The sequence below is a fragment of the Nocardioides sp. genome, from assembly GCF_964229035.1.
Taxonomy (GTDB): Bacteria; Actinomycetota; Actinomycetes; order Propionibacteriales; family Nocardioidaceae; genus Nocardioides.
Genome location: NZ_CAXRAZ010000029.1, coordinates 1 through 20,789, shown reverse-complemented (window position 1 = coordinate 20,789; position 20,789 = coordinate 1). Strand labels below are relative to the sequence as shown.

19 protein-coding genes are annotated in these 20,789 nt (G+C 73.2%); 6 read left to right on the top strand and 13 right to left on the bottom strand.

Going from position 1 to position 20,789, the window contains the following annotated elements; genetic code table 11:
* Positions 1-117: 117 nt before the first annotated feature.
* A complete protein-coding gene (locus tag ACERUN_RS09430) occupies positions 118-3,459 on the bottom strand; it encodes an Rne/Rng family ribonuclease (RefSeq protein WP_370289648.1) in 3,342 nt (1,113 codons plus the stop codon).
* 412 nt (positions 3,460-3,871) lie between these two features.
* Positions 3,872-4,600: a TIGR03936 family radical SAM-associated protein gene (locus ACERUN_RS09425; protein ID WP_370289647.1), complete on the bottom strand. Its 729-nt coding sequence runs from the start codon at positions 4,598-4,600 to the stop codon at positions 3,872-3,874.
* A 78-nt stretch (positions 4,601-4,678) separates the two neighbouring features.
* On the opposite strand from ACERUN_RS09425, the gene ACERUN_RS09420 reads away from it, so the two are divergent.
* Complete coding sequence (locus tag ACERUN_RS09420; protein ID WP_370289646.1) at positions 4,679-5,548, top strand: DUF4190 domain-containing protein; 870 nt, start codon at positions 4,679-4,681, stop codon at positions 5,546-5,548.
* A 109-nt stretch (positions 5,549-5,657) separates the two neighbouring features.
* Positions 5,658-6,020 (top strand): GntR family transcriptional regulator, encoded by a 363-nt coding sequence (locus tag ACERUN_RS09415; protein WP_370289645.1) that lies wholly within the window; start codon positions 5,658-5,660, stop codon positions 6,018-6,020.
* 222 nt (positions 6,021-6,242) lie between these two features.
* On the opposite strand, the gene ACERUN_RS09410 is transcribed toward ACERUN_RS09415, so the two are convergent.
* Positions 6,243-8,189, bottom strand: a complete 1,947-nt coding sequence (locus ACERUN_RS09410) for a TIGR03960 family B12-binding radical SAM protein (RefSeq protein WP_370289644.1) — start codon at positions 8,187-8,189, stop codon at positions 6,243-6,245.
* Positions 8,190-8,273: 84 nt separating this feature from the next.
* Here ACERUN_RS09410 and ACERUN_RS09405 point away from each other — a divergent pair, with 84 nt between their 5' ends.
* Positions 8,274-9,389, top strand: coding sequence for a calcium:proton antiporter (locus ACERUN_RS09405; protein ID WP_370289643.1), 1,116 nt, complete (start codon positions 8,274-8,276; stop codon positions 9,387-9,389).
* Here ACERUN_RS09405 and ACERUN_RS09400 read toward each other — a convergent pair.
* The gene (locus tag ACERUN_RS09400) at positions 9,373-10,782 is read right to left on the bottom strand and encodes a copper resistance protein CopC (RefSeq protein WP_370289642.1); all 1,410 of its coding nucleotides are present in this window, start codon (positions 10,780-10,782) and stop codon (positions 9,373-9,375) included. The genes ACERUN_RS09405 and ACERUN_RS09400 overlap by 17 nt on opposite strands.
* A 56-nt stretch (positions 10,783-10,838) precedes the next feature.
* On the opposite strand from ACERUN_RS09400, the gene dapD reads away from it, so the two are divergent.
* A complete protein-coding gene (gene dapD, locus ACERUN_RS09395) occupies positions 10,839-11,780 on the top strand; it encodes a 2,3,4,5-tetrahydropyridine-2,6-dicarboxylate N-succinyltransferase (RefSeq protein WP_370289641.1) in 942 nt (313 codons plus the stop codon).
* Positions 11,781-11,871: 91 nt separating this feature from the next.
* Positions 11,872-12,831 (top strand): hypothetical protein, encoded by a 960-nt coding sequence (locus tag ACERUN_RS09390; RefSeq protein ID WP_370289640.1) that lies wholly within the window; start codon positions 11,872-11,874, stop codon positions 12,829-12,831.
* 29 nt (positions 12,832-12,860) lie between these two features.
* Here ACERUN_RS09390 and ACERUN_RS09385 read toward each other — a convergent pair whose 3' ends face one another.
* From ACERUN_RS09385 to fdxA, 4 genes are all read right to left on the bottom strand, one after another.
* On the bottom strand, positions 12,861-13,640 hold the full coding sequence (locus tag ACERUN_RS09385) for a hypothetical protein (RefSeq protein WP_370289639.1): 780 nt from the start codon (positions 13,638-13,640) through the stop codon (positions 12,861-12,863).
* A 117-nt stretch (positions 13,641-13,757) separates the two neighbouring features.
* Positions 13,758-13,919, bottom strand: coding sequence for a hypothetical protein (locus ACERUN_RS09380; RefSeq protein WP_370289638.1), 162 nt, complete (start codon positions 13,917-13,919; stop codon positions 13,758-13,760).
* Positions 13,920-14,103: 184 nt separating this feature from the next.
* The gene (gene dapC / locus ACERUN_RS09375) at positions 14,104-15,258 is read right to left on the bottom strand and encodes a succinyldiaminopimelate transaminase (RefSeq protein ID WP_370289637.1); all 1,155 of its coding nucleotides are present in this window, start codon (positions 15,256-15,258) and stop codon (positions 14,104-14,106) included.
* A gap of 5 nt (positions 15,259-15,263) precedes the next feature.
* Complete coding sequence (gene fdxA, locus ACERUN_RS09370) at positions 15,264-15,590, bottom strand: ferredoxin (RefSeq protein ID WP_370289636.1); 327 nt, start codon at positions 15,588-15,590, stop codon at positions 15,264-15,266.
* Between the two features lie 72 nt (positions 15,591-15,662).
* Between fdxA and ACERUN_RS09365 the strand changes: the two genes are divergently transcribed.
* Entirely contained in the window at positions 15,663-16,637 is a 975-nt protein-coding gene (locus ACERUN_RS09365; RefSeq protein ID WP_370289635.1) for a GNAT family N-acetyltransferase, read from the top strand.
* Here ACERUN_RS09365 and ACERUN_RS09360 read toward each other — a convergent pair.
* The 5 genes from ACERUN_RS09360 to ACERUN_RS09340 all read right to left on the bottom strand — a co-directional run.
* On the bottom strand, positions 16,621-17,631 hold the full coding sequence (locus tag ACERUN_RS09360; protein ID WP_370289634.1) for a glycine betaine ABC transporter substrate-binding protein: 1,011 nt from the start codon (positions 17,629-17,631) through the stop codon (positions 16,621-16,623). The two genes, ACERUN_RS09365 and ACERUN_RS09360, sit on opposite strands and share 17 nt — an antisense overlap.
* Positions 17,631-18,470 carry an ABC transporter permease gene (locus ACERUN_RS09355; RefSeq protein WP_370289633.1) on the bottom strand — a complete coding sequence of 280 codons (840 nt, stop codon included), beginning with the start codon at positions 18,468-18,470 and terminating at the stop codon, positions 17,631-17,633. Before ACERUN_RS09355 ends, ACERUN_RS09360 begins: the two co-directional genes overlap by 1 nt.
* Positions 18,467-19,657: an ATP-binding cassette domain-containing protein gene (locus tag ACERUN_RS09350; protein ID WP_370289632.1), complete on the bottom strand. Its 1,191-nt coding sequence runs from the start codon at positions 19,655-19,657 to the stop codon at positions 18,467-18,469. Before ACERUN_RS09350 ends, ACERUN_RS09355 begins: the two co-directional genes overlap by 4 nt.
* The gene (locus tag ACERUN_RS09345) at positions 19,654-20,307 is read right to left on the bottom strand and encodes an ABC transporter permease (protein WP_370289631.1); all 654 of its coding nucleotides are present in this window, start codon (positions 20,305-20,307) and stop codon (positions 19,654-19,656) included. The genes ACERUN_RS09350 and ACERUN_RS09345 overlap by 4 nt, the downstream gene beginning before the upstream one ends.
* A gap of 130 nt (positions 20,308-20,437) precedes the next feature.
* On the bottom strand, positions 20,438-20,789 hold a 352-nt coding region (locus ACERUN_RS09340), incomplete at its 5' end, for an N-acetyltransferase family protein (protein ID WP_370289630.1).

Below are 20,789 nucleotides of genomic sequence, written 5' to 3'. Positions count from 1 at the left end.
GCAACGAGGTTCCATGCTACGGGTGGGCCCCTCCCCGTGCAAAACGAGCGGGGTCGGGGCCGCCACCCTGCCGGGCAGGCCGCCTCCTCGCGAGGACGCGGCCGGCCCGCGGTGGGCTCAGCGCTTGCGGGCGCCGCCCTTCTTCTTGACCGGGACGTGCTCGATCGAGGGCTCGCCGGCCTCGCCGTCGGCCGGTCCGGACTCGGGCGCCGACCCCGGCGAGTCGGACGACGACGCTGTCGGGGCCGACTGGGCGCCGGGCGTCGTCCGCGCCGAACGGGTGCGGGTGCGGGTGGTGACCTTCGGCGGCGGCGCGCTCGGCGTCTCCGGCGCGCTGGGCGCCTCGGCGGCGGTCGGCTCCGCCACCACGATCGCCACGGTGCCCTCGGCGGGCTGACCGGCCGGACGGGTGGCGGCCGCGCGACGGGTCCGCGTGGTCACCCGCGTCCCGGACGCCGGCACGGGGTCGGCCTCGGGCTCGGGGGCGATCTCCGCGGCCGGCGCAGGGGCGGCCGGGGGCGTGGGCTCGGGGATGGGCTCGGGCTCGACCGGCTCGAGCGTGGCCTCGGTGACCACGTCGGCGCCGCCCTGGGCCGCCTCCTGCGCGGCCTCCACCGCGCCGTCGAGCAGGTCCTGGGCGGTCTCGCCGGTCGCGGCGGGAGCCGGCGCCTCGACGTCCGGAGCCGGCGCGGCCTCGGCGACGTCCGGGGCGTCCTCGGGGGCCGGCTTGGCCATCGCGGCGACGTCCTTCGGCGACGGCACCGGCTTGGGAGCCTCGACGGCACCCTCGCCGTCCTGGCCGCCACGACCGCGGCGGCGTCGTCCCCGACGCTCACCGTCACCGTCGCCACCCTGCTGGCCGCCGCCCTGGGGCGAGCGCTTGGGCTCCACGGGCAGCTCGTGGACGACGATGCCGCGGCCCTGGCAGTGGCTGCAGTTCTCGCTGAAGGCCTCCACCAGGCCGGTGCCGATGCGCTTGCGGGTCATCTGCACGAGGCCGAGGGAGGTGACCTCGGCGACCTGGTGGCGGGTGCGGTCGCGGCCCAGGCACTCGACGAGGCGGCGCAGCACGAGGTCGCGGTTGGACTCCAGCACCATGTCGATGAAGTCGACGACGATGATGCCGCCGATGTCGCGCAGCCGCAGCTGGCGCACGATCTCCTCGGCCGCCTCCAGGTTGTTCTTGGTGACCGTCTCCTCGAGGTTGCCCCCGGAGCCGGTGAACTTGCCGGTGTTGACGTCGACGACCGTCATCGCCTCGGTGCGATCGATGATGAGCGAGCCGCCCGAGGGCAGCCACACCTTGCGGTCGAGGCCCTTGGCGATCTGCTCGTCGATGCGGTGGACGGTGAACAGGTCGGGGGTCTGGGCGTCGGGCACGTGGTGCTCGACGCGGTCGAGCAGGTCGGGGGCCACCCCCTCCACGTAGTCCTTGACCGTGGCCCACACGTCGTCGCCCTGCACGACGAGCTTGGAGAAGTCCTCGGTGAACAGGTCGCGCACGACCTTGAGGGTGAGGTCGGGCTCGCCGTAGAGCAGCTGCGGGGCGTTGCCCTTGGCGACCTTGGCCTCGATGGCCTCCCAGCGCGAGGTGAGCCGCTCGACGTCGCGGGTGAGCTCCTCCTCCGAGGCGCCCTCGGCCGCGGTGCGCACGATGACGCCGGCCGTCTCGGGCACGATCTCCTTCAGCAGGGCCTTCAGGCGGGCCCGCTCGGTGTCGGGGAGCTTGCGCGAGATGCCCGAGGTGGTGCCGTCGGGCACGTAGACGAGGAAGCGACCGGCCAGGCTGACCTGGCTGGTGAGACGCGCACCCTTGTGACCGATGGGGTCCTTGGTGACCTGCACGAGCACGGTCTGGCCCGACTGCAGCACCGACTCGATCTTGCGGGGCTGGCCGTCCTTGTGCCCGAGCGCCGACCAGTTCACCTCGCCGGCGTAGAGCACTGCGTTGCGGCCCTTGCCGATGTCGATGAAGGCCGCCTCCATCGAGGGCAGCACGTTCTGCACCCGGCCGAGGTAGACGTTGCCGATCATCGAGGTCTGCGACTCGCGGGCCACGTAGTGCTCCACGAGCACCTTGTCCTCGAGCACCGCGATCTGGGTGAGGTCCTTGCGCTGGCGCACGGCCATGACGCGATCGACCGACTCGCGGCGGGCGAGGAACTCGGCCTCGCTCACGATCGGCGCCCGGCGGCGACCCGCCTCGCGGCCCTCGCGGCGGCGCTGCTTCTTGGCCTCCAGCCGGGTCGAGCCGGCCACGGCGGTGATCTCGTCCTCGGGGTTGCGGGGCTTGCGCACCCGGGTGACGGTGTTCTCGTCGTCACCCTCGTCGCCGCCGCCCTCGCCCGCACGGCGGCGCCGACGACGACGACGCGACGACGAACCGCCGCCCTGGCCCTCGCCGGCCTCGGCGTCGCCTGACTCGCCCTGCTCGTCGGCACCGTCGGCACCGTCGGCACCGTCGGCGCTGCCGCTCTTGGCGGTCGCGGCACCGTTGCTGTCAGCCACGGCTGCGGCGTCCTGGGAGCCCGCGGTGGCGTCGGAGTCGGTCGCACCGCCCGCGTCGGCGGAGGCCTCGGACTGCTCGCCCGCGTGCTCGCCGGCCGGCTTGCGCCGGCGACGTCCACCGCGGCGGCGACGACGGCGCGCGCCCGAGCCCGGGCCGGAGCCCTCGGTCTCGTCGCTCTCGTCCCCGTCGGTCTCGTCGCCGTCGGACTCGTCCCCGTCGGACTCGTCGGCGTCGGTCTCGTCGGCCTCGGCCTCGGCGGCGTCGGTCGCCACCTCGGCGCCCTCGGCGGCGGCGTCCTCAGCGTCCTCAGCGACCTCGGTGCCCTCAGCGTCCTCGGCCGCCGGGGCGTCGTCGTCCGCGGCGGCGTCAGCAGCGGCCTCCTCGGGCACGGCGACCGTCGCCGGCGTCAGCGGAGCGGGGGGCTGGAAGAGGACGGCGGGTGCGCCGGCGGCATTGGCCTCGTCCGTCGCAGCCTCGTCGGGGGCCGCGGGCGCAGCAGTCGCCTCGTCGTCGAGCGCGAGCTGCTCGTCGGCGGGCGCAGCGGTCTTCTTCGCGGCGCGCTTGGCAGGCGCCTTCTTCGCGGCGGTCTTCTTGGCGGCGGTCTTCTTGGCGGCCGTCTTCTTGGCCGCGGTCTTCTTCGCCGGGGCGGGAGCCGCGGCCTCGGCGATCGCGTCGCCGGCCTCGGCTGCCACCTCGACGGGGGCGTCCGCAGGAGCCTCGGCAGGAGCGGGGTCCGCGGCCTTCGGGGCCGCGGCCTTCTTCGCGGCACGCTTGGCAGGGGGCTTCTCGGCGGTCTTCTTCGCCGCGGTCTTCTTGGCGGCCGCCTTCTTCGCGGGCGCCTTCTTGGCCGGGGCCCGCTTCGCGGTCTTCTTCGCCGGGGCCGCTCCGTCGCCCTCGGGGCTCTCGGCGCTCTCGGGCGCGGTCGGGTTCTCGTTGGATGCGTCGGTCATGAGCGCTGCTCCTCACCCGACGCTCGCGCGCCGGGGTGTCGTCGGCGCCTGCCGCGAGCGGCCACGCGCCGTAAAGCCTTCGTGGGACGACACCCTCCGCACTGCGCGTCACCGGGCACCCGCGGGCCACCTGCCGCGGTCGCGCTGTGCGTCGCGTCGGGTGGTGCTGGTCCCACTGTGCCGTCCGGTCAGGGTCGCCGGGCGGCGAGAACGTCGTCGGTTACGTCCCGCACCGTTCTGTGGAACGTGCAGGTTGCGAACCTGTGGCGAGTATCGCACACCGCCTCGGCGAGCCCCATCTCCCACGCTCCCCCGCCCCCCGCCGAGGGGTCAGCCGTGGAGCGGCGACAGGGCGCGATCCGGCCGCCGACAGGGCGCGATCCGGCCGCCGAGAGGGCGAGGTCGGGCGCGGTCAGCGTGTGGCGAGCGGGTCGGCCAGCGCGGCCGCGGCACGATCGAGCACGCCCTGCTCGAGACGGGTCAGCAACACGGTCGGTGTGGCGTCCGCTGCGGCCACCAGCCGCACGCCGGTGAGGACGTCGTCGGGGCGCACGGCCGGGGTCGCGTGCTCGAGCAGCAGCTCGAGAGCACCGGACGACGAGCCCTCCCGCGGCCCGAAGGCCACGACCGCGGCACGGCAGTCGAAGGTGCGCAGACCCTTCTTCGTCATCCGCTCGACCTCCACCGACTCCTCGGCAAGGAAGCGCTGCACCTGGGCGGCGAGCACCGCGGGATCGGTGTCGGTGGGCTCCAGCAGCCACCTGCTGCCGGTGAGCAGGTCGGACAGCGAGCCGGGCAGCGACGTCGCGCCGTCCACGACCGTGACGACGTCGAGCCCGTCGGGCAGGACGGCGTCGAGGGCGGCTCCGACCTCGGCCGGCTCGCGTACCGCGGCGAGGCCGAGCTCGACGTACTCGCTCTCGCTCGCCGCGCCCGTCGGTGCGGCGCCCGCGTAGGAGATGCGCGGGTGCGGGTGGAAGCCCGACGAGTACGCCATCGGGATGCCCGCGCGGGCGACCGCACGCTCGACCGCGCGGCTCACGTCGCGGTGGCTCGTGAAGCGCAGCCGACCCCGCTTGGCGTAGCGGATGCGGATGCGCTGGACGGGAGGCGCCTGCTGCTCGGGCTGGTTGCGGGGCACCCGCGAGAGCGTAGTGGCGCGGCGGCGCGCCGATCACGGGTGGCCCCGCGCCCGACATCAACCCTTAGGGTGACGCGCGTGAGCGATCCTTACGGCGGCAACGGCGGCAGCGACAATCCCTACGGGTCCCAGGGCGACGACCCCTTCAAGAAGGACCCCGCGGGCAACCCGAGCGCGGGCGACCCCGCAGGCAGCACTCCCGGCGGTGCTCCCGGGGGTCCCGGCGGCGGCAACCCCTACGGCGGCCCGAGCAACCCCTACGGCGCCCCGGGCGGCCAGCCGGGCGGCTACCCGCCGCCCCCGCCCGCCCAGCCCGGCGGCTACGGCGCCCCGCCCCCGCCGGGATCCTTCGGCGGCTACGGCGCGCCGGCACCCTTCGGCAACGAACTGCCGCCCAAGACCGACGGCGTCTCGATCGCCTCACTCGTCACCGCGCTGCTGTGCTGCACCGGCCCCGTCGCCGTGGTGCTCGGCATCGTCGGCATCCGCCGCACCAAGGGCGGCCAGCGCAAGGGGCGCGGTCTCGCGATCGCGGGCCTGGCGATCGGCGTCCTCGCCACGATCGGCCTCATCGGCGGCGGCATCGCCATCGCGGTCTTCGCCCAGTCGGCCATCAGCCTCGACGAGGCGGAGGCCGGCCAGTGCTTCAACACCAGCGACGACAACCCCGACACCATCGTGCTGCTCGAGAAGGACTGCACCGAGAAGCACGACGGCGAGATCATCGCCACCACCGAGGTCACCGCCGAGAACCTCGACGCGGCGAAGGACCAGAGCGCCAGCATCTGCGCGTCGCTCGTGGACGAGGACCAGCTGCAGCAGCTCGACGCCGTGCGGCCGCCGCTGGACTTCAAGGCGATCACCGAGACGCCCGACGACATCGGCGTCGGCGACCACATCGTCTGCTACGTCACGAGCGACACGAAGCTCACCGCGCCCGTCCTCTGACGACCCGCCTCACCGCGACGCCGCGGCGTGGACGACGGCCTCCGAGCAGGAGGCAGTCCCCGCGCCGCGGCGTCGTCGCGTCCTGCGGTGCATTTGCGAGCATGGACCCATGACCGGCCCGATGCTCCACGTGGACGCCGACGCCGCCGAGCCGCCCTTCGAGCAACTGCGTCGCCAGGTGAGCGAGCAGGCGTCGTCCGGGAGCCTGGCCGCGGGCACCCGCATGCCGACCGTGCGGGCGCTCGCCGCCGTGCTGGGGATCGCCGCCAACACCGTCGCCCGCGCCTACCGTGAGCTGGAGGTCGACGGCGTGCTCGACACCCGCGGTCGCGCCGGCACTTTCGTGGCGGGCTCCGGCGTGGACGCCGAGGCGCGCGCCGCCGCCCGCGCCTACGCCGAGCGGGTCACCGCCCTCGGCCTCTCCCGCGAGGACGCCGTCCGCCTCGTCGAGCGGGCGCTCGGATCGCCGTGAGGCGTCGCGGATGAGCCGGAGATGAGCCTCAGCGACCGGCCGCGGCGGGTTGTAACACGCCGTCCACCCGACTAGGTGACAGTTGTCAGTCGTTCATGGGCCGAACTCGGGCGCTGAACGACCGACAACCGGCGACAAGACGGGTGGACGGCGTGTTACAGCGCCGCACGCGCCACGCACCGCCCACGCAGGCACGCGCCCGGTGGACAGGTGGCGCTGGGCTCAGACGACCGAGAGCGGCAGCAGCTTCTGCCCGGTGGGTCCGATCTGGATCTCGGTGCCCATCTCAGGACACACGCCGCAGTCGTAGCAGGGCGTCCAGCGGCAGTCCTCGACCTCGATGTCGGCGCCGTCGGCGGTGGCGAGGGCGTCCTCCCAGTCGGCCCAGAGCCAGTCCTTGTCGAGACCGGAGTCGAGGTGGTCCCAGGGCAGGACCTCGTCGTAGGTGCGCTCGCGGGTGGTGAACCACGCGACGTCCACGCCGGTGCCGGCGAGGCCGCGCTCGGCGGCGGCCATCCAGCGCTCGAAGGAGAAGTGCTCGCTCCAGCCGTCGAAGCGGCCGCCGTCGCGCCAGACCTCCTCGATCACGCGACCGACGCGACGGTCGCCGCGCGAGAGCAGCCCCTCGACGACGCCGGGCTGGCCGTCGTGGTAGCGGAACCCGATGGCGCGGCCGTAGCGCTTGTCGGCGCGCACGGCCTCGCGGAGCAGGCGCAGACGCTCGTCGGTGGTCTCGTGGTCGAGTTGCGCGGCCCACTGGAACGGGGTGTGGGGCTTGGGCACGAACCCGCCGATCGAGACGGTGCAGCGGATGTCGTTGCGACCCGAGACCTCGCGGCCGGTGGCGATGATGCGCTTGGCGAGCTCGGCGATCTGGAGGACGTCGTCGTCGGTCTCGGTGGGCAGACCGCACATGAAGTAGAGCTTCACCTGGCGCCAGCCGTGGCTGTAGGCGGCCGCGACGGTGCGGATGATCTCCTCCTCGTTCACCATCTTGTTGATCACCGCGCGCATGCGGTCGCTGCCGCCCTCGGGGGCGAAGGTGAGGCCCGAGCGGCGCCCGTTGCGCGAGAACTCGTTGGCGAGGGTGATGTTGAAGGCGTCGACGCGGGTGCTCGGCAGCGAGAGCGACACGTTGGTGCCGTCGTAGCGGTCGGCGAGGCCGGTGGCGACGTCGGCGATCTCGGTGTGGTCGGCGCTGGAGAGCGAGAGCAGGCCGACCTCCTCGAAGCCGGTCTTGCGGATGCCGTTCTCGACCATGTCGCCGATGGTCTCGATCGAGCGCTCGCGCACCGGGCGGGTGATCATGCCGGCCTGGCAGAAGCGGCAGCCGCGGGTGCAGCCGCGGAAGATCTCCACGCTGAAGCGCTCGTGCACGGTCTCGGCCAGCGGCACGAGGGGGTTGCGCGGGTAGGGCCACTGGTCGAGGTCCATGAGCGTGTGCTTGCGCACGCGCTCGGGCGCCTCGGGGTGCGTGGGGACGACGGCCGCGATCGCGCCGTCCGCGCCGTAGTGCGCCTCGTAGAACTGCGGCACGTACACCGATCCGGACACCGCCAGGCGGCGCAGCAGCTCCTGGCGCCCGCCGGGTCGGCCCTCGCCCTTCCACTCACGCACGAGCTCGCTGATCTTCAGCACGACCTCCTCGCCGTCGCCCAGCACGGCGGCGTCGATGAAGTCGGCGATCGGCTCGGGGTTGAAGGCCGCGTGGCCGCCGGCGATGACCACGGGGTGGTCCTCGGTGCGGTCGACGGCGTGCAGCGGGATGCCGGCGAGGTCGAGTGCGGTGAGCATGTTGGTGTAGCCGAGCTCGGTGGAGAAGCTGACGCCGAACAGGTCGAAGGCGCCGACGGGGCGGTGGGCGTCGACGGTGAACTGGGGGATGTCGTTCTCGCGCAGGACCTTCTCGAGGTCGGGCCACACCGCGTAGGTGCGCTCGGCGAGGATCCACGGGCGCTCGTTGAGCACTTCGTAGAGGATCTGCACGCCCTGGTTGGGCAGGCCGACCTCGTAGGCGTCGGGGTACATGAGCACCCAGCGCACCTCGGCGTCGTCCCACGGCTTCGAGACCATGTTGAGCTCGCCGCCGACGTACTGGATCGGCTTCGAGACCGACAGCAGGTGCGGCTCGAGGCGAGGGAAGACGGACTCGACGGAGAGCGCGGACATGACCCGGATTCTACGGGCGCATCCAGCCCGGACGGCCATCAGCGGCACCCCACCGCTACCACCGCCCCCGCTAGGGTCCTGAGCATGGGCGCTGCAGCGGGACGATACGGGTGGGCCGCCGTCATGCCGCCCCTGGCCGCGGTCGTGCTGGCCTTCACCTGGGGCAGCAAGCCCGGCCCCCTCGTCGCCTCCCTCGTCGGCGTCGCGCTGATCGGGGCGGTCGTGGCCGGCGTCCACCACGCCGAGGTCGTCGCCCACCGGGTGGGTGAGCCGTTCGGTTCGCTGATCCTCGCCGTGGCCGTGACGACGATCGAGGTCGGCCTCATCGTCACCCTCATGGCCTCCGGCAGCGGCGAGACTGCCACCCTGGCCCGCGACACCGTCTTCGCCGCGCTGATGATCACGCTCAACGGCATCGTCGGCATCTCGCTGCTCGTCGCCGCGCTGCGCCACCACCTGGCGGTCTTCAACGCCGAGGGCACCGGATCGGCCCTGGCGACGGTGGTCGCACTGGCCGGGCTGACGCTCGTGGTGCCGACCTTCACGGTGAGCGAGCCGGGGCCCGTCTTCAGCGGCTCCCAGCTGGCCTTCGCAGCAGTGGCCTCGCTGGCGCTCTACGCATCCTTCGTCTTCACCCAGACCGTGCGCCACCGCGACTTCTTCCTGCCGGTGCCCACCGCGCCCGGCGCCACCGCTCCCCCGGCCAACGACCTCGACGAGGACGGCCACGCCGACCCGCCGAGCGACAAGGAGACCTGGACGAGCTTCGGCCTCCTGGTGCTCGCGCTCGTCACCGTGGTGGGGCTGGCGAAGGTCGAGAGCTACCCCATCGAGGACGCCGTCGGCGCGCTCGGCCTGCCCCAGGCCACCGTGGGTGTGGTGATCGCGCTGCTCGTGCTGCTGCCCGAGAGCATCGCGGCGGTGCGGGCGGCGCTGCGCGATCGCGTGCAGATCAGCCTCAACCTCGCCTACGGCTCGGCGATCGCCTCCATCGGCCTCACGATCCCCGCGATCGCGGTGGCCTCGATCTGGCTGGAGGGCGACCTCGCGCTCGGGCTGGAGCCGCTGCAGCTCACGCTGCTGTTCCTCTCCGCCGTCGTCGGCGTGCTCACGGTGGTGCCGGGCCGCGCGAAGCCGCTCAACGGCGCGGTGCACCTGGTGCTGATGGCGGCGTTCCTGTTCCTCACTGCCGCGCCGTAGCGGCAGCGCCGGGCACGGCGTCGCCCTCGGGCGCGGCCTGCGTGAGGAACCCGGTGACCCCCAGCAGCCCCACGACGACGACGGCCTCCACCGCGACCGCTCGACCCACCCGCTGTGCGGCGGCACGCCGGGCGGCGTGGCCGTCGTCCGCGAGGACGGCGGGCAGCAGGCGCCAGCGGTTGTGCGCGGCCAGCAGCGCGACGACGCCGGCGAGGGCCACCTTCACCAGCAGCAGCCGGCCGTAGGTGTCGGAGACGAGCAGCTCCCAGGAGCCGAGGATCCGCCAGCCCTGCAGGGTCCCGGTGATCGCGACGGCCACCAGCAGCCCGGCGGCCAGCGAGGAGAAGGCGCTGAGCACCCCGGCCGCGTCGCGCGGACGACCGGCCAGCGCAGGCAGCGTCAGGGCGAGGCCGACGAGTCCGCCGAACCAGGCGGCCCCGGCGGTGAGGTGCAGCGCGTCGGTGAGCACCAGCAGGGCGCTCGGCTCGTAGGCGCGGGAGTGACCGACCAGCGCGGGCGCCCACACGCCGGCCGCTGCGGCCACGCCCAGCGGCACCGAGGGCTGCGCCGGCGGGCGCGCGGCCGCGGGATCACCTCGCGTCGTCCACAGCGCGGCGACGAGTCCCAGCGCCACCAGGCCCAGCACGAGCACGTCGGAGCCCACGAGATCGGGGTCGAGCACGGCCGGATCGAGGATCTCGCCCAGCCCGAGGCCGATGCGGTAGGCGCCGGCGAGCGGCACCGCGACCGCCCACGCACCGATCGCTGTGCCGGCGGCGACCCCGAGCACGCGACGCAGCCGGGCGCGGAGCGGCGCGGGCAGGCGGGTGGCGCGCGTCGTCCACACGAGGAAGAGGGTGAGGCCGCCGGCCAGCAGCAGGGCCGCGTAACCCACCCCGTGCACCACCGCCTGGACGACGGGCACCGCACCGCCGTCGGGCAGCAGGTCGGCGGCAGAGACGCTCCCGGAGGCCGCGCCCACTGAGAAAACCAGCACGCCCGCGAGCGGATGGCCGTCGTCGGAGACCACCCGCCAACGCAGCGCGACCGTGCCGCGTAGGCGCTCGGCCAGCGCAGCGGGCAGGCCGGCCGTGACGGCACGCCCCCCGGCGTCGACCTCGGCCTCGAGCGCCACCGAGTCGCCCGAGGGCAGGCGCAGCCGCACGGCCCCCGGGACAACGTCGACGGGCTCGTCGAAGCGCAACGTGACCGACGAGGGCGCCTGCTGCAGCACCGCACCGTCGCGCGGGTCGCTGCCCACCAAACTGGCGTGGGCCGCCGCGGGGGCGGCGCCGGCCGCGACGAGAGCGGCCACAGCGGCGAGCACGGCGAGCAGCGCGGCCACCCGGCGCCGGGCGCGCGGCGCCCTGGCGGGTCGGCAGGTGGGCGGCACGGCGCCATCTTGCCCGACCACCGCGCCGACGCCACGACGCCCTAGACTCAGCGCACGTGACCGCCGCATGGGGCTACGGCCTGACCACCTACGCCGCCGACAACACGACCGTGCTCGACGCCTGGTTCCCGACCCCGGCGCTCGGCGAGAGGCCCGCCGACGCCGTCGCACCGGCCGAGCTCACCGCGCTCGAGGGCGGCGACGACGCCCGCGGGGTGACGCGCCGCGTCGAGCTCGTCGAGGTGTCCGACCTCGGCGAGGCGCCGTCGTCCACGGTGGAGGTGTGGCTGCGCCTGCACCTGCTCTCGCACCGGCTGGTCGCCCCGCACGGGCAGAACCTCGACGGTGTCTTCGGCCTGCTCACCAACGTGGTGTGGACCTCGGCCGGCCCCTGCGCGATCGAAGGCTTCGAGCTCACCCGGGCACGCCTGAAGGCCTCCGGGCAGCACGTCACGGTCCATGGCGTCGACAAGTTCCCGCGCCTGGTCGACTACGTGATCCCGAGCGGTGTGCGCATCGCGGACGCCGACCGCGTGCGTCTCGGCGCGCACCTGGCCGAGGGCACCACCGTGATGCACGAGGGCTTCGTGAACTTCAACGCCGGAACGCTGGGCGCCTCGATGGTCGAGGGCCGCATCTCGGCCGGCGTCGTCGTGGGCGACGGCTCCGACGTGGGCGGTGGCGCCTCGATCATGGGCACGCTCTCGGGCGGCGGCAAGGAGGTCGTCTCGATCGGCCAGCGCTGCCTGCTGGGCGCCAACGCCGGCATCGGCATCTCGCTGGGCGACGACTGCGTGGTGGAGGCCGGCTGCTACGTGACCGCGGGCACCAAGGTCACCGTGATCGAGCCCGGCCAGGAGCCGCGGGTGGTCAAGGCGCGCGAGCTCTCGGGGGCCAGCAACGTGCTCTACCGCCGCAACTCGGTGAGCGGCGCGGTGGAGGCCGTGCCGTGGAAGGGCGAGGGCATCGCGCTCAACGCCGCCCTGCACGCCAACTGAGCCGGCCCACCGGCGCCGCCGCATCGATTCTCGGGATGTTCCTCTGAGCTCCTCAGGCAAGCCTTACCACCGTCCCGACAGACTGGGGGCTGTGGGACGAGGTGCACTCAACGTCGTGATCGGCCTGACCGTGGTGGCGGTGGTGGCCGCGGTCGGGATCGCCGTGCTGCGCGTCACGAACACCATCACGGGTGGGGCGAGCGGCGACTGCGAGGTCACCGTCGGCGATCAGCGCGTGGAGATCAGCGCCGAGCAGGCCGAGAACGCCTCGCTCATCGCCGCGATCGCGGTGCGCCGCGAGCTGCCCGCCCGGGCGGTCTCGATCGCGCTGGCCACCGCCTATCAGGAGTCGAAGCTCGAGAACATCGACTACGGGGACCGCGACTCGGTGGGCCTGTTCCAGCAACGCCCCTCGCAGGGATGGGGCAGCCGCGACGAGCTGCTCGATCCGGTCTACGCCACCAACGCCTTCTACGACGCGCTCGTGAAGGTCGACGGCTACGAGGACCTCGAGATCACCGTGGCCGCCCAGGAGGTGCAGCGCTCGGCGTTCCCCAACGCCTACGCCGACCACGAGGACGACGGCCGCGTGCTCGCCTCGGCGCTCACCGGCAACTCCCCCGCCGCGTTCAGTTGCGACCTGGACGGCGGGGCGCCGTCGTCCGATTCCGAGCTGACGCCGTCGGGCCTCACCGCTCGCGCCGACGCCGTGCGCCTGGAGATGCTCGACACCTTCGGGCGGCTCTCGCTCGGCGGCTACGCCCCCGGCGGGGTGAGCACCGGACACATCCCCGGCTCGGCGCACTACGAGGGTCGCGCGGTGGACGTGTTCTTCCGCCCCGTCAACGCCGTCAACAAGCGACAGGGCTGGGCCCTGGCCCAGTGGGCCGTGGCCAACGCGGCGCGCCTCGAGATCCGCACGATCATCTTCGACGGGCGCATCTGGACCGCAGGTCGAGCCGGGTGGCGCGCCTACGACGCCCCCGACCGCCCCGGCGACCGGGCGGTGCTGGAGCACCGCGACCACGTGCACATCGACGTGTTCCGCTGAGCCGGGCCGGGCCGGGCCGGCGCAGCAGGTCACTCGTGCAGGTAGAGGGCGCTGAAGATCAGGCGACCGCGGACCTTGTCGACCACCGCGAACAGGTTCTCGCCCAGGCCGCTGACGTACCAGGAGCACGCGTACTCGCCGCTCGACCGGTCGCTGCGCACGATCCGGCTGCAGCCCCCGAACACGGCCGGACGCCGGCCGTCGACGACCTCCTGGTCGTAGGTGCGCAGGTCGTCGATGACCGCCGTCGAGGCCTCGCCCTTCATCTCGTCGAAGCGCCGAGCGAGGGCGAGGTCGAAGAGCCGGTCGCGTCGGGCGGTGAGCCGCTGCTCGACCGCGACGAGGTTGCGGGTGGCCTCACCGCCGATGAGGCGGCGGGCGGTCGCCGTCCACCCCTCGCTGGTGTGGCGCAGGTAGAGCCAGTAGGCGCGGTCCTCGACCCGCACGGCGCTGTTGCCGGGGAAGGCGCTGCCGACGATGCGGCACGCGTAGACCGGGTCGCCGGGCCGACTCGCGACGCTGCGCCGGCAGTCGATGTCGTACGGGCCCACCGACCAGGTGCGGTCGAGGAGGAAGGTCGAGACCGCCGGGGTGGCGAAGGAGCGCACCGATGCGGCATCGCCGCGGTCGGCGAAGATCAGGATCCGCCGGGTGCGGGCCTCGATCGCCGCCACCGGGAGCGGGGCGACGCCCTGCGCCGCGCGAGCAGTGTCCGAGCGCGTCGCCGGCTCGGCCACGCTGGGAGCGGCGACGGAGACAGCCACGGTGGCGGCCAGCGTGAGGATCAGGGCCCCGAGACGAGATCGCATGACCGCGATCGTAGCGATGCGCGCTGCCCGAGGCGGCGATCCGCGTGGGTGCGATCGGGCCGGCCGGTCACTGGGTTCAAGGCCCCTCAGTGCACCCCGGCCGCTCGAGGCATGGAGTCAGGCTTCCGGCCGGAAGAGGTTGAAGATCGACGAGCCGACCAGCCGCCCGGACTGCGGGGTGAAGCGCAACCGGTAGAGGGCGTAGTCGTCGCTCACCTCGCAGTAGAGGTCGCAGTCGTATCCCTTCGAGGGGACCACCCGACGTCCGGTCGCTACCACGCGACACTCGTCGCCGACAAGGAATCCCGTCTGGATCCGGGCACCAGCGGCGCCGCGAGAGCGATGGGGAGCACGAGGACCAGCGCGACCCGAGAGGCGCGATTCGTCATGCCGGTCAACCTGGCAGCGCGCCGCGGGTGCAGGCAGGCGTCGGCTCGGCTCGCTGACCCTCGGACGCGCTCCGTCAGCGCGCGGCGAGCCGTGCGACAGCGGCGTCGACGCGCTCGTCGGTGGCGGTGAGCGCGATGCGCACGTGGTGCTCGCCGGCCGCGCCGTAGAAGGAGCCCGGCGCCACGAGAATGCCGAGGTCGGCGAGCTCGGCGGCCAGCTGCCAAGAGTCGGGGCCGGCGGGACCCTTCGTCGTCCAGAGGTAGAGCGAGGCCTCGGAGTGCTCGATCGTGTAGCCGGCCGCCTCCAGGGCGGCCCGGAGGCGGGTGCGGCGCGCGAGGTAGCGCTCGCGCTGCTCGGCCACGTGCTGCTCGTCGCCGAGCACGGCGGCCATGGCGCGCTGCTGCGGGCCGGGCATCATCAGACCGAGGTTCTTGCGCACGGCGAGCAGCTCGCCGATCACCGCGCGGTCACCCGCGACGAAGCCGCACCGGTAGCCCGCGATGTTGGAGCGCTTGGACAGCGAGTGGACGACGAGGATGCCCTCGCTCGAGCCGCCCGAGATGTCGGGGTGCAGCACCGAGCGGGCCTCGCCCTCCCACACGCAGTCGAGGTAGCACTCGTCGGAGACCACCAGCGTGCCGCGCTCGCGCGCCCAGTCGACCACCTTGCGCAGGTGCTCAACCGGCAGCACCCGACCCGAGGGGTTCGACGGCGAGTTCAGCCACAGCAGGCTCGGCGTCTCGGGGCCCAGCGCGGTCAGGGAGTCGGTGGCCACCGCCCGTGCGCCCACGAAGGCAGCGCCCACCTCGTAGGTGGGGTAGGCGAGCTCGGGGTAGACCACGAGGTCGTTCGGGCCGAGCCCCAGGTGCGCCGGCAGGGCGGCGATGAACTCCTTCGAGCCGATGAGCGGCAGCACCTGGTCGATGCCGAGGCCCGGCACCCCGTGGGTGCCGGCCAACCAGTCGACGACGGCCTGGCGCACGTCGGGGATGCCCAGCACCGTGGGGTAGCCGGGCGAGTCGACGGCGTCTGCGAGGGCCGCTCGGGCCACCTCGGGCGTCGGGTCGACCGGCGTCCCGATCGACAGGTCGACGATGCCGCCGGGGTGCGCCCGCGCCTTCTCGGCGTAGGGCGCGAGCCGGTCCCACGGGAAGTCGGGGAGCCGACCGGAGACCGGTGCGCCCGAGCGGGCCGGAGTCGGCCCGCTCGTGGCGCTGCGTCCGGTCAAGGTGCTCAGTGGTCCTGGTTCTGCGGGGGCAGCGCAGCGATGAACGCCTGGTCGGCGTCGATCTCGCCCATCTTCGCGGCGCCACCGGGCGAGCCGAGCTCGTCGAAGAACTTCACGTTCGCGTCGTAGTAGTCCTTCCACTCCTCCGGCACGTCGTCCTCGTAGAAGATCGCCTCGACCGGGCAGACCGGCTCGCAGGCGCCGCAGTCGACGCACTCGTCAGGGTGGATGTAGAGCATCCGCTTGCCCTCGTAGATGCAGTCGACCGGACACTCGTCGACGCACGCGCGGTCCTTGACGTCGACGCACGGCTGGGAGATGACGTAGGTCATCGGATCCTCCTGGACCAGACGGTGGGACGAACACGAATGTCTTTCGTGACAGGCGAAGCCTAGTATCCCGGCGTGCCCGATGCGCCGACACCCCCGGAATCCGGGCGCCATCTTCTCGGCCCTCACGTGGTCGGTCAGCGCGTGGTCGTCAGGCGGCTGCTGCGCGGCGTGGCCGGCCCGTCCGGCGGTCCTGCGTTCACCGACCTCCTCGGCACCTGCGTGGCCTGGGAGGCCGACCACTGCCTCATCCGTCCCGACCGGGCCCCCGCGGACGACGCACCCGTGCGCATCGAGCTCGGCGACCTGGTCTCGGGCAAGCCCGTGCCGCCCCGCACTCCCCCGCGCCTGCGGGTGGGCGTGCGCGAGGCGGAGCTGCGCACCGCGTCGCTGTGGCCCGACCTCGAGCGGGTGCCGCTCGGCGAGTGGCAGCTGCGCCACGAGCCGCGGCCGGTCGGGCGTGCGCGCAAGCGCGCCAACTCCTGCCTGGCGATCGGCGATCCCGGCCGGTCCGTGCACGACGCGCTGGAGGCTGTGATCGCCTTCTACACCGCGCGCGGGCGCGATCCCCTGCTGCACGTGGAGGCCGGGTCCGACGTCGAGTCGGCCGTGTTGACCGCCGGCTGGCGTCGGCTCCCCCACGGCGAGGCGCAGCTGCGCCTGGCCGGCATCGCGCAGGTGCGCCGGGCCCTCGGACGACGCCGCGCCGACGTCGAGCTGGAGGTGCGCGACACCCTGGCGTCGGCCAGCATCGGCACCGGGTGCGATCCGACGGCCGAGGCGCAGGCCCGCCTGGACGGCGACTGGCTCGGCCTATTCGGGCTCACCGTCGACCCGGGCCACCGCCGACGTGGGCTGGGCGGCGACGTCGTGGCCGAGCTGCTCGACTGGGGCACCCAGCAGGGCGCCCTGACGGCCTGGCTGCACGTCGAGACCGACAACCCGACGGGCCTGGCGTTCTGGGACTCCCTCGGCCTCACGCCGCACCACGTCGTCCGCTACTACGCGCCGCCCGAGGCTGCGTCGTCCGGATTCAGCTCGGGGAGATGAACCCCTCGTCGACCAGCCAGTCGCGCGCCACGTCGGTGGGCTCGCGACCGTCGACGTCGACCTCGGCGTTGAGCTTGATGAGCACCTCGTCGGTGAGTTTCGCGGTGACCGGTGCCAGGAGGTCCTCGATCTCGGGGTGCTCGCGCTCGAGCCGGGAGTCGAGCACCATCGAGACGTTGTAGTTGGGGAAGTACTTGCGGTCGTCCTCGAGCACCACGAGGTCGAGGGCGAGGATGCGTCCGTCGGTGGTGAAGACCTCGCCGAAGGTGCACGAGCCCGAGGCGGTGGCGTCGTAGATGGCGCCGGTTTGGAAGGTGCGCAGGTTCTTGGTCGGCACGCCCTCCGGGGAGTCCAGCGGCACGTCGTAGGTCTTCAGCATGCCTTCGAGGCCGTCGTTGCGGTCACGGAACTCCGACTCGACGCAGAAGGTGCGCTCGGCGGCCGGGACCTTCGCGATCTGCGAGAGCTTCGAGATCTTGTACTTCGCCGCCGTCGCCTTCGTGACGGCGAAGGCGTAGGTGTTGTTCATCGGCGCGGGCGGGAGCCAGACGAGGTTGTTGCGCTTCAGGTCGAGGTCGCGCACGGCCTCGTACTGCTGGGTCTGGTCCTTGATGGCCTCGGGCTGGGTGAGGTACTGCAGCCATCCGGTGCCGGTGTACTCCCACATGGCGTCGATGTCGCCCGAGAGCTGCGCCTGGCGCGCCGAGGCGCTGCCCGGGATGTTGGTGAGGTCGCTGACCTCCGCGCCCGCGGCGTTGAAGAGGATCAGCGCGATCTTGCCGAGGATGATGTTCTCGGAGAAGTTCTTCGACCCCACCTTGATCTCGGCGCCGTCGAGACGGGGCGCCTGGGCCAGCGGCCCGGCCAGGTCGGCGTCGGGCACGTTGCCGCCGGCCGTGCGCAGACCGCAGGCCGATAGCGCGAGCGCGCACACGCCCGCGAGGACGACGCCCGCCCTCCCGCGGCGGCGGGGAAAGGTGGCACGCGACGTCATCACAGCCCTCTCGGTCGCACGAGAACCTCGAGCACGCGGCCCACCCACTCGACGGCGAGCGCCAGAGCGGCCACGAGCAGGGCGCCGGCCACCATGACCTCGAAGCGGAAGAGTGAGATGCCCGAGTTGATGATGCCGCCGAGTCCGCCGCCGTCGATGAAGGTGGCGAGCGCGGCGGTGCCGACGACGAGGACCAGAGCGGTGCGCAGGCCCGTCATGATCACCGGGATCGCGAGCGGCAGCTCGATGCGCACCAGCACGGAGAACGCCGACATCCCGATGCCGCGCCCCGCCTCGACGAGCGTGGGGTCGACACCGCGCAGGCCGGTGATGGTGTTGCGCAGCACCGGCAGCAGGCCGTAGAGGGTCAGCGTCAGCACGGCCACCCCGAAGCCCGTCCAGCCGGCGTCGTTGAGCCAGATGTAGAGCAGCACCAGGAGCCCCAGCGACGGCGCGGCCTGGCCGATGTTGGCCACGGCCACCACGCCCGGCGCGAGCCGGCGCAGGCGTCCGCGGGTGAGCAGCACGCCGAGCGGCACCGCGACGAGCACCACGAGCAGCGAGGCGACCACGGTGAGCTGGAGGTGCTCGAGGAACTGCGCGCGCACGGTCGACCACCGCAGCTGGCGCTGCTCGGTGGTGTCGAGGTCGGCGGTGCCGCGCCACAGGGCGTAGCCGCCGAGGATGAGCGCGGCGAGCACGGGCGGGGCGATGAGCATGCCGCGGTCCTCCCGCGGGAGCCGTGCCCACCAGGAGCGCTCGGCTGCCGGGCCGGTGACCGGTGCCGGGCTCCCGGCCGCGGGAGCGGACGGGCCGGCGTCGGTGGTCGCGACGCTCATCGCTCGGCCTCCAGGGCGCGCACGTGATCGGTGACGGAGGCGAAGTCGACGACGCCGAGGAACTGGTTGCGATCGCCGGTGACGATCACGCCGCCGTGCGAGCTCGAGAGCATCGTGTCGAGGGCGTCGTTGAGCGTGGCGCGCATGTCGACGTCCACGAGGTCGCCCTCGGGACGCACGATCGAGGAGCCGCGCAGCTGCCGGAGGAAGGGCCAGCCCACGGGGCGGCCGCGCTCGTCGAGGACGACGACGCTCCTCTCCCCGGCCGCCTCGGCGCGGCGGCGCACCTCCGCGACGTCCTCGCCGATGCGGGCGGTGACGGGGTGGACGAGCTCGACATCGCCCACGCGGGCCAGGCTCAGGGCCTTGAGCGCCGACCCGGCGCCCACGAAGTCGGCCACGAAGTCGTCGGCCGGCGTGGCGAGCACGGCCTCGGGGGTGTCGTACTGGGCGATGTGCGCGCCCTCGCGCAGCAGCAGGATGCGGTCGCCGAGCTTGATCGCCTCGTCGATGTCGTGGGTGACGCACACGATGGTCTTGCCGAGCTCGCGCTGGATGCTGAGCAGCTCGTCCTGCAGGCGCTGGCGGGTGATCGGGTCGACGGCACCGAAGGGCTCATCCATCAAGATCACCGGCGGGTCGGCCGCCAGACCGCGGGCCACGCCGACACGCTGCTGCTGACCACCCGAGAGCTCACGCGGGTAGCGACCGCGATAGCGCTCGGGATCGAGGCCGACGAGGTCGAGCAGCTCGGTGACGCGCTCGCGGATGCGGTCGGCGTCCCAGCCGAGCAGCTTCGGGACGACGGCGATGTTGCGCTCGACCGTCATGTGCGGGAACAGGCTGCCGCCCTGGATGACGTAGCCGATGCGGCGCCGCAGCTCGTTCTCGCTCTGCTGGCGCACGTCGACGCCGTCGATGGTGATCGTGCCCGAGGTGGGCTCGATGAGGCGGTTGATCATCTTCAGCGAGGTGGTCTTGCCGCAGCCGGAGGGGCCGACGAACATGACGATCTCGCCGGCGGGGATCGTGAGCGTGAGGCCGTCGACGGCGGCCGCCTTCTGGCCCGGGTAGCGCTTCACCACGTCGGTGAGCACGATCTCGGCGCCGCTGACCGTGCCGTCGCCGATGCCGTCGGCGGCGTCACCGGCCGAGGCCGCGGTGGGGGTGTTCTGGTCGATGCTCATGCGCGGATCCCTCGGGAGATGGTGAGACGCCCCAGCAGGAGCAGGAACAGGTCGGCCAGCAGCGCGACGATCACGATGCCGACCGTGCCGACGACGGCGTAGCGCACCGCGTTGACGCCGCCGATCTGCGTGAGACCGGTGTAGATGTAGACGCCCAGGCCGGGGCCGAGCACGAGGGCGGCGATCGCTGCCACACCCATCGACATCTGCGTGGAGGTGCGGATGCCGGCGTGGATCACCGGCCAGGCCAGGGGCAGCTGCACCCGCCAGAGCACGGCGACCTCGCTCAGCCCCATGCCGCGCGCGGACTCGACGAGGTCGGCGTCCACGCCCTGCAGGCCGGTGACCGCGTTGCGCAGGATCGGGAGGACCGCGTAGAAGGTGACCGCCACGAGGGCGGTGGTGGGCCCGATGCTGGTCACCGGCAGGAGCAGGCCGATGAGCGCGAAGGACGGCAGCGTCAGGCCGATGGCGCTCACGATGGTGGCCACGCCGCTCAGCGACGGGCGCCGCGTGACGAGCACCGCTAGGGCGATGCCGATCACCGTCGCGAGCGCGACGGCCTCTGCCACCAGGAGCGCATGCTGATAGGTGTTGAACGCGATCGTGCCGCGACGCTCGACGATGAAGTCCCACACGGGTGCGCTCACCTCCGTCCGATTCACGACCGGGCGGCTCTCCCCCGGCGGCGGTCATCCCACAAGACGGGGCAGTAACCGGTTCCACCTGGAACAACCGGGGTGCTCTCAGGACACCCTCAGGTGAGGCGCGCGGATCCGCTCAGCTGCGGCGCTCGAGGACGCTCGCCGCCAGGGTGGCGAGGGCATCGCCAGCGAGGCGGTTCGTCGTCCACTCCTGCATCGGCTCGGCACCCAGCGAGCAGTAGAAGGCGATCGCCGGCTCGTTCCAGTCGAGCACCGCCCACTCCACCCGCCGGTAACCGCGGGCGACGGCGATGGCCGCCAAGGCGGCGAGGAGATCGCGACCGAACCCGCGTCCGCGCGCGGCGGGCTGCACGAAGAGGTCCTCGAGATGGATGCCGGGCGTGCCGGTCCAGGTGGAGTACGTGCGGTACCAGATCGCCATGCCCGCCACCGCGCCGTCGGCCTCCGCGACGAGGGCGGAGGCCGAC

What these genes read in the sequence shown, in the direction of transcription:
- ACERUN_RS09405 (WP_370289643.1), top strand. Translation starts at nt 8,274, where the DNA reads ATGGGCGCTGCAGCGGGACGATACGGGTGGGCCGCCGTCATGCCGCCC.
- fdxA (WP_370289636.1), bottom strand. Translation starts at nt 15,590, where the DNA reads ATGACCTACGTCATCTCCCAGCCGTGCGTCGACGTCAAGGACCGCGCG.
- ACERUN_RS09355 (WP_370289633.1), bottom strand. Translation starts at nt 18,470, where the DNA reads ATGAGCGTCGCGACCACCGACGCCGGCCCGTCCGCTCCCGCGGCCGGG.
- ACERUN_RS09430 (WP_370289648.1), bottom strand. Translation starts at nt 3,459, where the DNA reads ATGACCGACGCATCCAACGAGAACCCGACCGCGCCCGAGAGCGCCGAG.
- ACERUN_RS09350 (WP_370289632.1), bottom strand. Translation starts at nt 19,657, where the DNA reads ATGAGCATCGACCAGAACACCCCCACCGCGGCCTCGGCCGGTGACGCC.
- ACERUN_RS09385 (WP_370289639.1), bottom strand. Translation starts at nt 13,640, where the DNA reads ATGCGATCTCGTCTCGGGGCCCTGATCCTCACGCTGGCCGCCACCGTG.
- ACERUN_RS09410 (WP_370289644.1), bottom strand. Translation starts at nt 8,189, where the DNA reads ATGTCCGCGCTCTCCGTCGAGTCCGTCTTCCCTCGCCTCGAGCCGCAC.
- ACERUN_RS09360 (WP_370289634.1), bottom strand. Translation starts at nt 17,631, where the DNA reads ATGACGTCGCGTGCCACCTTTCCCCGCCGCCGCGGGAGGGCGGGCGTC.
- ACERUN_RS09415 (WP_370289645.1), top strand. Translation starts at nt 5,658, where the DNA reads ATGACCGGCCCGATGCTCCACGTGGACGCCGACGCCGCCGAGCCGCCC.